This is a genomic window from Paenarthrobacter sp. 10L420, assembly GCF_056395385.1.
Genome location: NZ_JBFTJK010000014.1, coordinates 16,924 through 31,056, shown reverse-complemented (window position 1 = coordinate 31,056; position 14,133 = coordinate 16,924). Strand labels below are relative to the sequence as shown.

The following is a 14,133-nucleotide window of genomic DNA, read 5'->3' as shown; positions in this document are numbered from 1 at the left end:
GCAGTTGGTGCGCTGGAAGGTTAAAGCGCAGGTGTTAAAGCAAAGAGGCCGGCCCTGGTGGGACCGGCCTCTTTTTGTGTCTGTGGCTACCCGTTAGTCGCGGGTCAGACGGCGGTGCGTCACGCGGTGCGGCTTTGCCGCATCAGCGCCGAGGCGCTCCACCTTGTTCTCCTCATAGGAGTCGAAGTTACCTTCGAACCAGTACCACTTGGAGGGGTTCTCGTCGTCACCTTCATAGGCGAGGATGTGGGTTGCTACCCTGTCCAGGAACCAACGGTCGTGGGAGACCACCACGGCGCAGCCAGGGAACTCGAGCAGGGCATTTTCCAGGCTGCTCAGGGTTTCGACGTCGAGGTCGTTAGTGGGCTCGTCAAGGAGCAGAAGGTTCCCACCCTGCTTAAGGGTCAAGGCAAGGTTGAGGCGGTTGCGCTCACCACCGGAGAGTACACCAGCCTTCTTCTGCTGGTCCGGTCCCTTGAAGCCAAACGCCGAAACGTAGGCACGTGAAGGCATTTCGACCTGCCCGACCTGAATGTAGTCATGGCCTTCGGAAACAACTTCCCAGAGAGACTTATTGGGATCGATGCCGCCACGGGACTGGTCCACGTAGGAGATCTTCACGGACTCGCCGATCTTGAGCTCACCATCGTCCAGGGGCTCCATGCCAACGATGGTCTTGAACAAGGTGGACTTGCCCACACCGTTCGGGCCGATGACGCCGACAATGCCGTTCCGGGGCAGTGAGAAGGAGAGGTCCTCGATCAGGACACGATCGTCGAAGCCCTTCTTCAGGTTCTTCGCCTCGATAACCACGGAACCCAGGCGGGGGCCCGGCGGAATCTGGATCTCTTCGAAGTCGAGCTTGCGCGTGCGCTCGGCCTCTGCAGCCATTTCTTCATAGCGGGCAAGACGGGCCTTTGACTTGGTCTGACGGCCCTTGGCGTTGGAGCGCACCCATTCAAGTTCTTCGGTAAGGCGCTTGGACAGCTTTGCGTCCTTCTTACCTTGGACCTCAAGGCGGGCCTTCTTCTTCTCCAGGTAGGTGGAGTAGTTACCTTCGTACGGGTAAAGGTGGCCGCGGTCCACTTCTGCGATCCACTCAGCCACGTGATCCAGGAAGTACCGGTCGTGAGTCACGGCAAGGACGGCACCGGGGTACTGGGAGAGGTGCTGCTCAAGCCACAGAACGCTCTCGGCGTCCAAGTGGTTGGTGGGCTCGTCAAGTAGCAGAAGGTCCGGCTTCTGGAGCAGAAGCTTGCACAGCGCTACGCGGCGGCGCTCACCACCGGAGAGGACGGTGACATCGGAATCAGCCGGCGGGCACCGCAATGCGTCCATGGCCTGCTCGAGCTGGGAATCGATATCCCAGGCATCGGCAGTGTCAATGGCTTCCTGCAGCTTGCCCATCTCATCCAGGAGAGTGTCGTAGTCCGCATCCGGGTTGGCCATCTCTTCGGAGATCTCGTTGAAACGCTGGATCTTGCCGTAGATCTCGCCAACGCCTTCCTGGACGTTGCCAAGGACAGTCTTTTCCTCATTCAGCGGCGGTTCCTGCAAGAGGATGCCCACGGTATACCCGGGGCTCAGGCGGGCCTCGCCGTTTGAAGGAGTGTCCAGGCCGGCCATGATCTTCAGGATGGTGGACTTGCCAGCACCGTTCGGGCCCACGACGCCAATCTTCGCGCCAGGGTAGAACGACATGCTTACATCGTCCAAAATAAGTTTGTCGCCAACGGCCTTGCGAGCCTTGGTCATCGTGTAAATGAATTCCGCCATGCCCTTAAATCTAGTGGGTAGGCGGACAGATCTCACATTCGGTGCGATTGGGCCCCTGCCAGCAGCTGCTTGGGGCGGTGCTCCTAGCGAACGCTGCCCACGAAGCATTTCCCCGTGGCAAGTACCGGCAGAACGCTCATCACGACGCCTCCATCCCGGATCTGGCCCATGACGCAACTATCGCCTGCCAGCGCCGCAGCTTCCAACGCATCGACATCAAGACCTGTGGGTGTCCGGCTCACAGACACTTCCACATTCGCTTTGGGAATCCCCGCAGATACCAAGGCTGCGCGCACGGCTTCCGTATCCGGCTTGGGGTTGGTGGCCACGATTTTCTTAAGTGCCGCCTCCACAGCCGTGCTCGTGGTCACGACTGCGGGGTCCATAGTCGTTCCGCCGCCGGGCTGTTGGGACGCGGGGCTTGAAGAAGTGATGCCTGCCGTGGGTGTTTTCGGGGACGCGGCACATGCAGGCAGCGCCAGCGCAGCAACAATGACCAGGGCCGTCCCAACAGCCTTACCGTTCAACTGAAAATTTCTTGCACGACTCGGCTGCTCCACCCTGGTTCCCCTGCTCATCACATAGCCATTCTGCCATTCCCACGGGCTGCAGGCGGGCGTAGCGTGGGCCAAGTGCTGGCTCGCCGGGACGGGTGGGCCGCAGGAAGGAGAAATCATGGAAGGAAAAGTTCCCAATGCCGAGGCCTCGATCACGGTGGCCGTTCGGCGCGAGCAGGTATGGAAGGCCCTGACGGATCCTGGCCTCATCAAGCAATACTTCCTCGGGACCAATGTCGAAACGTCGTGGAAGGTCGGCGACCCAATCACGTACTCCGGCGAGTACAACGGCAAAGCATACGAGGACAAGGGCGTCATCCTGGCCTTCGAACCCCTACAGCTCTTGAAAACCACTCACTACAGTCCTGCGTCAGGACTTCCCGATTCTCCCGGGAACTATCACACGGTCGAATACCGACTCGACGATGCGGATGAAGGAACATCAGTCACGATTGCGCAGGGCAACAACAAGAGCGAAGAAGAAGTGGAGCATTCCGCAGCGACATGGCGCACGGTTCTTCAGAACCTCAAGGAATTTCTTGAGTCACAGCCCCAAATTTCTTGAGTCACAGGCCAGGAGCCAGGCAGTGAAAGCATAAATCCCCCGGAACCCTGCAGGTTCCGGGGGATTACCTGTGCCCCAGGAGGGAATCGAACCCCCGACCGGCGGATTAGAAGGCCGCTGCTCTATCCCCTGAGCTACTGGGGCGCACTGGCGCCAATACCAGCCTAAGCCGCTGGCGCCACAAAGAGTTTACAGTGCATTCGACCTCCAGCCTGTCAGCCCACGCCTATGGGTACTTCTCCTCCACAACAGGCCTTCGTTCGGTAGTTATTCACATAGGCACATTCCGTACTCCCCTGCGCGGGTTGTGTGGATGAAGCTAAGAGGGCCGGACGGGCACTTTCCTACATCCAGAAGGACCACCATGAACGACACCATTACTCTTCGAGGCTTCGTAGCCTCGGAGGTCAAGAGTTCTACCACTACGCGGGGTACGTCCACTGCTTCATTTCGTCTTGGGACAACTGAACGCCGCTACGACCGGGCCAGCAATACATGGGTGGACGGCAATACCAACTGGTACACCGTGCAGTCGTTTCGCTACTTAGCCGGCCATGTCGGCTGCAGCGTGAAGAAGGGTCAACGCGTAATCGTCGTCGGAAAGCTACGCCTGCGGCAGTGGGAACACGAGGGCAGGATCTACCATGTGGCAGAAGTCGACGCGGAATCAGTCGGGCACGATCTCATGTGGGGCTCTGCGAACTTCACCCGGATGAACGGAACGTCGGCTCCAGCTGACTCGAACCCGTCCGGCGAGGCAGCCGGGAAGCTTGGAGATCCGGGGATTGAGTGGGAGTCCGGCGACAACGAACAGGCGCCCCCGGAGGAGGAGACAGAAACAGTCGACGTCGATGACCCGGACGGTACCGGTCCGCTGGTGGTAAACACCACCACAGGTGAGTTGGTGGGTGCCGGGGCTTGAACTTCCGCGTCGGGGACCGCGATGAAACTCGTGGGACCAGCCCCGCGAGTGGAGATTATTCTGGGTCCATGGCACACGACGCAGCAGCTCCCCGGCTGGAGACCGCTCCTGCATCCTGGGAGGCCTTGGAGGAGTTATTCGGGGTCAAGGGCGAGCCATCCCGGTGCTGGTGCCGCTGGTTCGCCCTCCCCGGCAAGGAGTTCAGATCCATGGCACCCAGCGAACTCAAGGAGCTCCTGCGGACACGCTTTGACGAGGACCCAGAGCCAGGCGTACTGGCATTCCGGGGCGGTCAGGCGGTCGGCTCGTGCGCTGTGGAACCGCGCCATCGAGGCAGCTACGGCAAGGTCAGGATCATGGGCCCATCGGCGGTGATCGCCACGGTGTGTTCGCTATGCGCGGCCCTGTTTCCGCTGGAGGAGCGCAGAGTCCACTCATCGTCATCGTGGTAATAGTCGTCCTTACCTCCAAGGATGAGCATTGGTTCGATGGCAATGACCAGCCCTTCTTGAAGTTTGATGCCCCTGCCCGGCCTGCCGATGTTGGGAACGGGCGGTTCGGCGTGCATTGTCCGGCCGATACCGTGGCCACCGTGATCGGCCAACAAACCATATCCAGCACGTTTGGCCTCACCGCCGATTGCATAGGCGAGGTCGCCCATCTTGTTGCCCACCCGGGCAGCTTCGATACCCCGGGCGAGTGCAGCGTCTGTGGCATCGATCAGTGCCTGGTCCGCTGGATCTGCCGTCCCCACGATAAAGCTGATGGCAGCATCTCCACACCAGCCTTCAAGGAAGGCGCCGCAATCCACACTTAGGAGGTCCCCGTCCTGGAGGACGTAGCCATCTGGTATTCCATGCACCACAGCGTCATTCACGCTGGCACAGATCACCCCGGGAAACGGGAGCGCTGCCCACCGCGGGTGGTAATCCAGGAAGGCCGGTTTGGCCCCAGCGCCTGAAATGACGTCCGCAGCGACCTCATCCAGTTCCTTGAGGGAAACGCCGACGTCGGCATGCTCCCTGACTGCTGCCAAGGCGTTGGCCACCACCCTGCCGGCCTCACGCATTATCGAGATCTGGTCCGGTGTCTTAATCATGGACATGGGATTCCTCCGGTTTTGCTGGGCGGGAGCATTTGCTGTTCAGGGTCATTCGCTGTTCAGGGTCATTCGCTGTTCTGGATCATCGTGGGATCCGCTGGCCATTGGACCCACTCTACGTGGGGCAGGTGGCTGCATGGCGTGGAGAATAAGGAGGAGTTCCCGACTGGATACTTCCCAGGACGGCCGGTCATAGAGTTGGGGCATGGAGAACAAGGACTTACTTGAGGCCATCCGGTCAACACTTCGCTCCGCGGGGGACGCTGAGCGAGCCCGGGGAGCCCAGGCATATATGAAGTCGGACATGCCGTCCTGGGGTATCCGGGTGCCTGAAGTTCGCAGGATCGTCAAGGTGGCAGCGAAGCAGTTTCCCATCTCTTCACCCGCCAGCCTTCGCGAGGCCGTTCATGATTTATGGCGGAATGCCCAGGCGCGCGAAGAACGATATGCAGCCATTGAATTGACGGGCCTGCCGTTGGCCAAGGAAGACCTTGGCATGCTGCCGGTCTACGAGGAAATAATTCGCACCGGCGCGTGGTGGGACCTCGTCGACGGGGTGGCCCACCGTCTCTGCAGCCTCCTGCTTGCCCACAGGTCCACCATGACGCCGTTATTGCTCCAATGGTCCACGGACCAGGACATGTGGATCCGAAGGGCGTCCATTACTGCGCAATTGGCAGCCAAGGGCCTTACGGACCCGGGACTGCTGGCGGCTGTCATCAAACCGAACCTTGCCGACAAGGAGTTCTTCATCCGCAAGGCCATCGGATGGGCCTTGCGGGAGTACAGCAAGACGAACCCCGAATGGGTCAGGGCATTCGCGGCAGAGAATGCTCCAGCGCTTAGCCCACTCTCCACGCGTGAGGCGGTACGGCTTCTGTCGTCGCTTTAAGCATTGGAACAGGAGCCCTCAAGACGCTCGCCCGATTCCTCAGATGATCGGGCGCAGGCCCGGCTCGTCGCGCTTGCGGAAAAGGCTCTTTGTCTTCGGATCAACGAAGATCAAGTAAACGGCAAAAAGCAGCGCGATGATGGCTGCCGCGTTCCGCGCCAAGGTCAGGGCAAGGCCGAGATCCTCGCTCTGAAGATAGGGGAACACATCCAGTTGGTCTGAGATGGCGTAAACCATGAAGAACGACACGACGAAGTAGACCGCCTTTACCTGCCAGTCATTGCGTATGCCTGTCACCGCAAACAACGGAATCAGCCACACCACGTACCAGGACTGGATCATCGGGGCCAACAAGACGATCGCCGCAAAGGCAAGGGTGAGCCGGCGCATGAGGCGATCGTGCTCTCCCCGGAAGACCTGCCAGGCAATGGCTCCCACCATCAGCACTTTGCCGGCGTCGTAAACCCACTTGGCCATGCCCCAGCCATCGAGTCCAAAGACGTTGAAGATCGACGCGACAACCAGGCCAATCAAGCCGATGGGTGCGTACCAGATCCAGACGCTCCCGGGGGCAGACAGGCCCTTCACCCATCCAAACCCAAATCCGTTGACCAGGCTCATGGCGTACAGGAGGCCGAAGGTCAGGGCGGCTGTCAGGAACCAGAAAAGGATCTTGCGCGGCCATGACGCACCCTTGCCCGCCCAGAGCAAGCCAATAAAGGGCAGGAAGACCACCGTAATTGGCTTGACCGAAATGGAGAGTGTCACCAGCACCAAGCCCAGGACCACCCGGCGGGTGGCGCAGTAGTACAGGCCTGCCAAGGCCAGACCAATCATGAGTGCGTCATTATGGACACTGGCAATGAAATTGGTGAGAAAGAGGGGGTTGGCGGCTGTCAACCATAGTGCGCGGTGCGGATTGACGCCGTGGAGTTCTGCCAGCTTGGGTACGTAGATGATGCAAAGTATGACGCCCGCAACTGCCACCAGCCTGAACATCATGATGCAAGCCTCAGGCTGGACGTTGGTCACCCAAACAACGAATTGTTCGATCCAAAGGAACAACTGACCGTAGGGAACGGGCGCTTCCGTCCACATCTTGTCAGCACCCAATTGGAAGTAGTTCGGGAGGGCGGAAATCCCATTCTCGTAGGGATTCATTCCCTCAACCATGAGTCTGCCTTGCCCAATGTAGGCGTAGACGTCCCTGCTGAACAGCGGGACAGTGAACATCATGGGCAGTCCCCATGCCACCACAGCCTGCAAGGTGGCCTTGCGGGCTTGGAGTCCCCAGACCCGGACACGTTGCCCCAGGCGCAGCCACGCCCGGACCAGCAGCATGCCACCAACGGCCAGCAGGACTATGGACAGCGCGACGCCCACACCTTCGGTACGCATCCAGATGAAAAGCGGAAGCCGGCGAAGTTCAGAAACCGGCGCGAGCCAGCCAACGCCCAGCGAGCCGAAGACAAGGAACATCGAACCAATGAAACCGGCGATCAGCGGAGACCTGGCGTTATCCACTTCGCTGGCAGCAGCATCCGCAGGCGGCGCTTCTTTCCCTGCCTTCTGGGCGGCGGGTACAGGCACCGTCATGTGGTCTTCATCCAATCGTTTGCCCGTTGCGTTCCGGGACAGAAATCTGAATCTCTGGGGGCTGTCCACGACAGGAAGAAAGGACACTGCCGTGCTCAAAAATCCTACCATCGGAGCACTTGGAACCGCCTGAAGGATAGGCTAGGCGCGTGCCTATTACTAATGAACGCATCGTCTGGATTGACTGCGAAATGACCGGCCTGGACCTCAAGAACGACGCCCTGATCGAAGTGGCGGCGCTCGTGACGGACTCCGAGCTCAACATCCTGGGCGATGGCGTGGACGTCGTCATCAAGCCCGACGACGCAGCGCTGGAGCAAATGAACGACTTCGTTCGCGACATGCACACCCGCTCCAAACTCCTTGACGAACTCCCCCACGGCAAGACGATGGCCGAAGCTGAGGCGCAGGTGCTTGAGTACATCGAGAAGTGGGTTCCGGACCCCCGCAAGGCCCCCCTGGGAGGCAACTCGGTGGGCACGGACAGGATGTTCCTGGCCAGGGACATGCCGAACATCGTGGAGCACCTCCACTATCGCGTCATCGATGTGAGTACCATCAAGGAACTCTCGCGCCGCTGGTTCCCGCGGGCCTACTTCCAGTCGCCGGCCAAGCATGGCGGACATCGCGCACTGGGGGACATCAAGGATTCCATCGACGAGCTCCGCTACTACAGGCAAGCTGTTTTTGTACCTGCCCCGGGCCCTGACACTGCTACCGCCCAGCGCATCTCCAAGGACATCACAGCCACTGCTGAGACTCTGGGTTCAACAGAAACTATGTGATCTGTGCCATTTTTGAAGGTTTTTTCGTCGAAACCGGCAAAAGTGGACTTTTCACCCCAAAACAGCAGGTAAGCTATTTGTCGTTGCCTTCACGGAATGCCGGTCATACGGACTTACCGAAAAAGGCGCATGGTGGGCGTAGCTCAGTTGGCAGAGCGCCTGGTTGTGGTCCAGGAGGTCGCGGGTTCAACCCCCGTCGCTCACCCCGCCGAGATTGGCTCAAAAGCCGGTTTCCACAAAGGCCGCACCGGTTATCCGGTGCGGCCTTTGTTTTGTTTTGGCCCGCCTGCAGTCCCACGGGTTGCTTCCGGAACACAGCGATCGACTAAGGAAGAGCTGACATGACCGTCCTCCCTGTGACCATTTGGGGCGAACCCGTTTTGCACCGTCGGGCAAGTGAAGTTGAAGTATTCGATGACGAGCTCCGAAAACTCATCGCGGACATGTTCGAAACCAATGATGCCGCGAACGGAGTGGGCCTCGCCGCACCCCAGGTGGGAGTCGGCAAGCGCATCTTTGTGTATAAGTACGCCAATGACGACGACGCGCCTGAGCAAGGCGTTCTGGTCAATCCCGTCTTGACCCTCTCAAAGATCTCAGGAGCCCTCCCGGACCCGGAAGAGCACATTGAGGGGTGCCTGTCGTTCCCCGGAGAGCACTATCCTCTACAGCGCGCTGAGTGGGCCCGCGTCCAGGGCTTTGACGCTGACGGAAACCCGGTGGACTTCGAAGCTACGGGCTGGTTCGCTCGAGTGATGCAACACGAGTACGACCATTTGGACGGCAAGCTTTACATCAACCGCCTTGTGGACCGATATGCCAGGAAGGCCATAAAGCAGGCCAAGAAGAACGGTTGGGGCGTTCCCGGATTGACATGGATGCCTGGCGTCGACCCGGACCCGTTCGGACACTGATCCGATGAACCAAGAACGCCATGCAGAACTGTTTCAGCTCCTGGACGTTGCCGGCGAGGACGCCATGGAATGCGCCGCGCTCTTGGACAGAAACCCCAGCGGCCACGTCTTGGACGCATTGGAACTGCTGCAGCAACGGCTTGGCACTTTTCCAGCTGACAGTATTTCTCCCCATGAGCTGGGCGAGACCGTCTGGATCGAAGCCCTGCTCCGCTTCGCACCCAGGGTCCACGCATACCATCTGGAGTTGGGAATCGGCGCCGACGTGTCGGCAGCCACGCTGGCCGACGTGGGGCTCCAGCTCCGCATCAACCGCCGCGTCCATGGACATTTCGGCTCTGACACCTGGAGTTGGCTGACGTTACATATGGCAGGGAATCTGTTCCGGCTCGGCCGGTTGCAATTCCATTTGATCCGGAGCGAGCGTGGCGACGGGCCAGAGGGCAACGTGGCATACGCATCCGATTGGGTCCTGGGTGTCCACATTCCCGAGGACGGCGGGCTCTCCCCCGCACTGGTAGACGCCAGCTTTGACGAGGCGCGCTCGTTTTTTCCCCACTATTTCCCGGACAAGCCAGTTACCGTGGCCACGTGCGAGTCCTGGATGTTGGATCCCTACTTGGTTGAGCGGCTTCCAAACAGCAACATCGCATCCTTCGCCCGCCGTTTCACGTTGGATCGGTGCACCGATGCCCTCACGGATGCCGTGTACTTCACGTTTCGGCAGCGGGGGCTGGAGAACCTGGACAAACTACCCCGGGAAACTTCGCTCCAGCGCATAGTCCTTGAGAGAATCGACGACGGCGGTACCTGGCAACTGGGACACGGTCACCTGACGCTGTAAATGGTCTGCTGATCGGGGCAAGAAGAAAGGACGCGCATCATGGCGTCCTTCTCCGCCTGTGTGACCCAGAGCTTGTAGGCTGCCTTGACGGAGATCTGCCGTGCTACGTAGTGACACCGGAAGTTCTTGTTCGGCGGGAGCCAGGTGGCGGCGTCGCCTGCGCCCTTCTTCACATTCTCGGGCCCATCAGCTGCAATCAGGTTCAAGGGATCATTTGCCAGCCTTTGGCGCTGCTGCACCGTCAATTGCTTGGCACCCTTCTGCCATGCGTCGGCCAGGGCGACAATGTGGTCAATCTGAACATCAGCGCTGGTCTCCTGGCCCCGACGGAAGGTCACATGGGCGCCCGTGTACGGTTCGTGAAACTCTCCAGTGGCAACCTTGCATGAGGAACCGCTGGTGAACTCCACCGACGACAGGTCCCTGCGCAGGATGTCGTTCCTGGTGTCGCATCCGTTTCGGTCCGCATCCAGCCAGGCCTGGCCGAATGCGGTTCGCTCATAGTCATCCTGGGATGCCCGCCCCTTGACTTCCAGCTGTTCCAGTGCGGCGCTTGCCTTCTCCGCGGGAACAGCCTCGATGCCGGAAATGGGTTTCATCCAAGCCGGGTTAAATACCGGCGCATCAGTGGGGCCGGAGACCCAAGGCTCAGCCGCGTTGAACTGGCCGGTGGTGAAGAACCAAGACAGTCCTGCCACGAGGGTGGCGGCCACTAATCCTAGAATGGCCCAGGCTTGGCGTGATCGTCTGCGCGCGCGTTTGTAGGCAGACCAGGTGATACTCAAGGGGCTCCGTCCAGTCGGGGTGGGTGGTGTCCTTCGAGCGTAGGACACGGCACCGACAGTCAGAGCCGATATCCACAGTGTGTAGGAGAAGTCACACTGCAGTGGTGGGGTTCTTCCCCGGGTTACTGCTCACGCATAACGCGTTGCAGGTCTTCCGCAGCCACCTCCAGCAGCGTACGCAATTGCTGGACGCGTTCGTCGCTGACGTCCCCCGCGGCGTTTGCTGCGATGGCCTGGTCCAGCAGTTTCTGTGCCTGCTTGTGGTTGGCCCGTGCTACGTCCAACGCGTGTTCCAGCGTTGTCTCGTGTTCCAAAGTCGATTCATTTTCCATGAACCCATTTTGGTCAGGTTTCCCGGCTGATGCCAGTGACACAGCCGGGAAACCCGTGAATACTTCCCGGCTTAGGCGTTGGCTGCCTCAAGCACTGCGATAGGAGCCACGATGTCGCGGGCAGGGAAGGACGGCGGGTTGACGCCGGCCATTTCCTCCATGACACGGACCACTTGGCAGGAGTAGCCGAATTCGTTGTCGTACCAAACGTAGAGCACGAGGTTCTTGTCGTTGGAAATAGTGGCCAGACCATCAACGATGCCTGCGCGGCGGGAACCAACGAAGTCGGTGGAGACAACGTCCGGCGAGTCGATGTAGTCGATCTGCTTCCGCAACGGCGAGTGCAGCGACATTTCGCGGAGGTAGTCATTGACCTCATCGCGTGTGGTGCCATTGGCAAGGTTGAGGTTCAGGATCGCCATGGACACATCCGGGGTAGGTACGCGGATCGCGTTACCGGTGAGCTTGCCCTGAAGTTCCGGAAGCGCCTTGGCAACAGCCTTGGCTGCGCCTGTCTCCGTGATAACCATGTTCAGGGCTGCCGAACGGCCGCGGCGGTCTCCCTTGTGGAAGTTGTCGATCAGGTTTTGGTCGTTCGTGAACGAGTGCACCGTTTCAACGTGGCCGTGGATGATACCGAATTTGTCGTTGATGGCCTTCAGTACCGGAGTAATGGCGTTGGTTGTGCACGACGCAGCGGTGACGATCTTGTCGTCATCGGAGATGTCGGACTGGTTGATTCCGTGGACGATGTTCTTCAGATCGCCCTTGCCCGGAGCCGTCAGCAGGACACGCGCAACACCCTTGCTCTGCAGGTGCTGGGACAGGCCCTCCGCATCGCGCCAGCGTCCGGTGTTGTCCACTACCAGGGCATCCTTGATGCCGTAGGCGGTGTAGTCCACGGTAGCGGGGTTGTCGGAGTAGATGACCTGGACCTGAACGCCGTTGGCAGTGATGGTGTTGGCTTCTTCGTCCACGCGGATGGTTCCTTCAAAGGAACCGTGTACGGAGTCGCGGCGCAGGAGGCTGGCACGCTTGACGAGGTCGTTCTCGGCGCCCTTGCGGACAACGATGGCACGCAGCCGCAGGCCATGCCCACCACCGGCCTTTTCAATCAGGATGCGGGCCAGGAGGCGGCCGATGCGTCCAAAGCCATAAAGCACGACGTCGGTACTGGTGCGGTCATCAGCGCCACGCTTTCCGACGATTTCGGCGAGCTCTGCCCGCAGGAACTCATCCAAGGAGGTGCCGTGGCCCTCGACGCGGAACTTCTCCGTAAGGCGGGCAATGTCGATTGCAGCCGCACCGAGTTCCAGCTCAGCAAGAGCGTTCAACAGGGGTGCGGTTTCTTCGAGCAGCAGCTCGGTGTTGCTCATCCGGCGCGCAAAGCGGTGGGCCTTCAGGATGTTCATGGTCGACTTGTTGATCAGGCTCCGGCCGTGGATGCTCGTGACCACGTTGTTTTCCCGGTACAACCGGCCGATCACCGGAATCATGGCCTCGGCGAGAGCCTCCCGGCCCATCCACTTATCAAGACAAGAATCTGACGTCTGGCTCACAGAACTACCTTCCTTGGGTCAACCACATACGTCCTCGTATGCAGATGGCGGCCGCCCGGAGTAATCCTGCGGCACGGGCACTGGCCGGGCTTCGGTCCACCCACAGCGCCTTGAACGATTGCAAAGAAAAGACCGCCGGCTGCGAACGCAGTCCCGGCGGCAGAACATCTACGTTCATAACAAGTCTAAGGCGGAAGGGCGTCCTCTTGGGTGCCGGGGGGCGTGAAATCACTCACATGGCAGTCACAATGGACGTCATATGCCCGGGACCTCAGTGGCGAATGTGGATGGGTTGACCGATACGCCGGGTTCTGTCATCCCTTGCCGTTGCCGGCAAAGGAGTGGCGGCCATCCATCTACGAACGCCGTTGCCGACGCCCTCCAGCAGCCTACCCGGACACTCGGGCGAGCAGCCCTCAAACGTGTCCTGTCTGGCCTTGCTCCGGGTGGGGTTTACCTAGCCTCCCCGGTCACCCAGGGAGCTGGTGGTCTCTTACACCACCGTTTCACCCTTACCTGCCGCATGCTGATGCAAGCACCATCACGCGAAGGCGGTCTGTTCTCTGTGGCACTGGCCTGCGGGTTACCCCGAGTGGGCGTTACCCACCACCCTGCTCTGCGGAGCCCGGACGTTCCTCGAGCCACTTCCGTGACGCGCGACCGCCTGGTCAACCCATCCGCCGTACAGTCTACCGGCGTCGAGGGTTGCCCCGGTCACCGGTAATATCGTCAGGTGCTGATTCTGCTGCCGCCTTCCGAAGGCAAGACCCCCGCCGTAAAAGGCCCCGCCGTCGAATGGGAGTCGCTCAGCTTTCCGGAACTCAACCCCTACCGCGCCAAGGTCCTGGAATCGTTGGGCACCGTCAGCGCGCACGAGGACGCCTTGGCGTTGCTTGGCGTCGGCGCCTCGCTGAAGGACGACGTCGAACGTAATACCCGGCTGCACGCGGAACCGGCGGCGCCGGCCCACCAGGTCTACTCGGGAGTCCTGTATGACGCGCTCGGCTTCAATTCGATGACGCCGACTCAACGCCGCAAGGCAACCGAATCGATTTTGGTGATTTCGGCACTGTGGGGTGCCATCGGTTTTGGTGACCATGTGCCGGCTTACCGGCTGTCCATGGGAACGGCACTGCCCGACGTCGGACGCCTCGCCTCCTTCTGGAAGCCGAACCTGAATGCGGCCCTCGCCAAACGGGCTGAAGGAGAATTGCTGGTTGATTGCCGTTCCAGCACGTATGCAGCGGCGTGGGCTCCACCAGCAGCGCAAACCGTCACAGTGAATGTTTTCAACGAGGCAAACGGCAAGCGCACGGTGGTCAGCCACTTCGCCAAACACACGCGGGGTGAGTTTGCCAGGCACCTGCTGACCAGGCGCGGGAAGGCTCCAGCAACTCCGGATCAGTTACTGAAGGCTGCCAGCGAAGTTTGGACCGCGGAACTGGTTGAGGGTTCGGCCCGCAAGCCGCACGCGCTGAATATCATCCTGACCAGCTGACTGAAG

At 60.2% G+C, this 14,133-nt stretch carries 15 protein-coding genes, 2 tRNA genes and 1 other RNA gene; 8 read left to right on the top strand and 10 right to left on the bottom strand.

Annotation, left to right across the window (positions count from 1 at the left end):
- Nucleotides 1–93 precede the first annotated feature (93 nt).
- Entirely contained in the window at nucleotides 94–1,776 is a 1,683-nt protein-coding gene (gene ettA, locus AC1DD5_RS18150) for an energy-dependent translational throttle protein EttA (RefSeq protein ID WP_477522338.1), read from the bottom strand.
- An 83-nt stretch (nucleotides 1,777–1,859) separates the two neighbouring features.
- The gene (locus AC1DD5_RS18145; RefSeq protein WP_477522337.1) at nucleotides 1,860–2,303 is read right to left on the bottom strand and encodes a DUF6993 domain-containing protein; all 444 of its coding nucleotides are present in this window, start codon (nucleotides 2,301–2,303) and stop codon (nucleotides 1,860–1,862) included.
- A gap of 148 nt (nucleotides 2,304–2,451) precedes the next feature.
- Here AC1DD5_RS18145 and AC1DD5_RS18140 point away from each other — a divergent pair, with 148 nt between their 5' ends.
- Complete coding sequence (locus AC1DD5_RS18140; protein WP_477522336.1) at nucleotides 2,452–2,898, top strand: SRPBCC family protein; 447 nt, start codon at nucleotides 2,452–2,454, stop codon at nucleotides 2,896–2,898.
- 71 nt (nucleotides 2,899–2,969) lie between these two features.
- On the opposite strand, the gene AC1DD5_RS18135 is transcribed toward AC1DD5_RS18140, so the two are convergent.
- Nucleotides 2,970–3,042 (bottom strand) — tRNA-Arg (locus AC1DD5_RS18135).
- A gap of 220 nt (nucleotides 3,043–3,262) precedes the next feature.
- Here AC1DD5_RS18135 and AC1DD5_RS18130 point away from each other — a divergent pair.
- A complete protein-coding gene (locus tag AC1DD5_RS18130; protein ID WP_442006163.1) occupies nucleotides 3,263–3,820 on the top strand; it encodes a single-stranded DNA-binding protein in 558 nt (185 codons plus the stop codon).
- Nucleotides 3,821–3,954: 134 nt separating this feature from the next.
- Here AC1DD5_RS18130 and AC1DD5_RS18125 read toward each other — a convergent pair whose 3' ends face one another.
- Nucleotides 3,955–4,149 (bottom strand): hypothetical protein, encoded by a 195-nt coding sequence (locus tag AC1DD5_RS18125; RefSeq protein ID WP_477522335.1) that lies wholly within the window; start codon nucleotides 4,147–4,149, stop codon nucleotides 3,955–3,957.
- 8 nt (nucleotides 4,150–4,157) lie between these two features.
- Nucleotides 4,158–4,925: a type I methionyl aminopeptidase gene (map, locus tag AC1DD5_RS18120; RefSeq protein ID WP_477522334.1), complete on the bottom strand. Its 768-nt coding sequence runs from the start codon at nucleotides 4,923–4,925 to the stop codon at nucleotides 4,158–4,160.
- A gap of 202 nt (nucleotides 4,926–5,127) precedes the next feature.
- Here map and AC1DD5_RS18115 point away from each other — a divergent pair, with 202 nt between their 5' ends.
- Nucleotides 5,128–5,814, top strand: a complete 687-nt coding sequence (locus AC1DD5_RS18115) for a DNA alkylation repair protein (protein WP_477522333.1) — start codon at nucleotides 5,128–5,130, stop codon at nucleotides 5,812–5,814.
- A 39-nt stretch (nucleotides 5,815–5,853) separates the two neighbouring features.
- Here AC1DD5_RS18115 and mptB read toward each other — a convergent pair whose 3' ends face one another.
- Nucleotides 5,854–7,410: a polyprenol phosphomannose-dependent alpha 1,6 mannosyltransferase MptB gene (gene mptB / locus AC1DD5_RS18110; protein ID WP_477522332.1), complete on the bottom strand. Its 1,557-nt coding sequence runs from the start codon at nucleotides 7,408–7,410 to the stop codon at nucleotides 5,854–5,856.
- Between the two features lie 149 nt (nucleotides 7,411–7,559).
- On the opposite strand from mptB, the gene orn reads away from it, so the two are divergent.
- The 4 genes from orn to AC1DD5_RS18090 all read left to right on the top strand — a co-directional run bounded on the left by orn (nucleotide 7,560) and on the right by AC1DD5_RS18090 (nucleotide 9,953).
- Nucleotides 7,560–8,195 carry an oligoribonuclease gene (gene orn / locus AC1DD5_RS18105; protein ID WP_224090726.1) on the top strand — a complete coding sequence of 212 codons (636 nt, stop codon included), beginning with the start codon at nucleotides 7,560–7,562 and terminating at the stop codon, nucleotides 8,193–8,195.
- A gap of 132 nt (nucleotides 8,196–8,327) precedes the next feature.
- A tRNA-His gene (locus AC1DD5_RS18100) sits at nucleotides 8,328–8,400 on the top strand.
- 136 nt (nucleotides 8,401–8,536) lie between these two features.
- Nucleotides 8,537–9,109: a peptide deformylase gene (gene def, locus AC1DD5_RS18095; protein WP_477522331.1), complete on the top strand. Its 573-nt coding sequence runs from the start codon at nucleotides 8,537–8,539 to the stop codon at nucleotides 9,107–9,109.
- 4 nt (nucleotides 9,110–9,113) lie between these two features.
- Nucleotides 9,114–9,953 carry an acyltransferase domain-containing protein gene (locus tag AC1DD5_RS18090; RefSeq protein ID WP_477522330.1) on the top strand — a complete coding sequence of 280 codons (840 nt, stop codon included), beginning with the start codon at nucleotides 9,114–9,116 and terminating at the stop codon, nucleotides 9,951–9,953.
- Here AC1DD5_RS18090 and AC1DD5_RS18085 read toward each other — a convergent pair.
- From AC1DD5_RS18085 to rnpB, 4 genes are all read right to left on the bottom strand, one after another.
- Nucleotides 9,938–10,738, bottom strand: coding sequence for an HNH endonuclease family protein (locus AC1DD5_RS18085; protein WP_477522329.1), 801 nt, complete (start codon nucleotides 10,736–10,738; stop codon nucleotides 9,938–9,940). The two genes, AC1DD5_RS18090 and AC1DD5_RS18085, sit on opposite strands and share 16 nt — an antisense overlap.
- 122 nt (nucleotides 10,739–10,860) lie before the next feature.
- Nucleotides 10,861–11,070 (bottom strand): hypothetical protein, encoded by a 210-nt coding sequence (locus tag AC1DD5_RS18080; RefSeq protein WP_224090731.1) that lies wholly within the window; start codon nucleotides 11,068–11,070, stop codon nucleotides 10,861–10,863.
- A 71-nt stretch (nucleotides 11,071–11,141) separates the two neighbouring features.
- Complete coding sequence (locus AC1DD5_RS18075) at nucleotides 11,142–12,629, bottom strand: glyceraldehyde-3-phosphate dehydrogenase (RefSeq protein ID WP_442006171.1); 1,488 nt, start codon at nucleotides 12,627–12,629, stop codon at nucleotides 11,142–11,144.
- A 284-nt stretch (nucleotides 12,630–12,913) separates the two neighbouring features.
- Nucleotides 12,914–13,305, bottom strand: an RNA gene (gene rnpB, locus AC1DD5_RS18070) — RNase P RNA component class A.
- A 57-nt stretch (nucleotides 13,306–13,362) separates the two neighbouring features.
- Between rnpB and AC1DD5_RS18065 the strand changes: the two genes are divergently transcribed.
- Nucleotides 13,363–14,127 carry a YaaA family protein gene (locus tag AC1DD5_RS18065; protein ID WP_477522328.1) on the top strand — a complete coding sequence of 255 codons (765 nt, stop codon included), beginning with the start codon at nucleotides 13,363–13,365 and terminating at the stop codon, nucleotides 14,125–14,127.
- The last annotated feature ends 6 nt before the right edge of the window (nucleotides 14,128–14,133 follow it).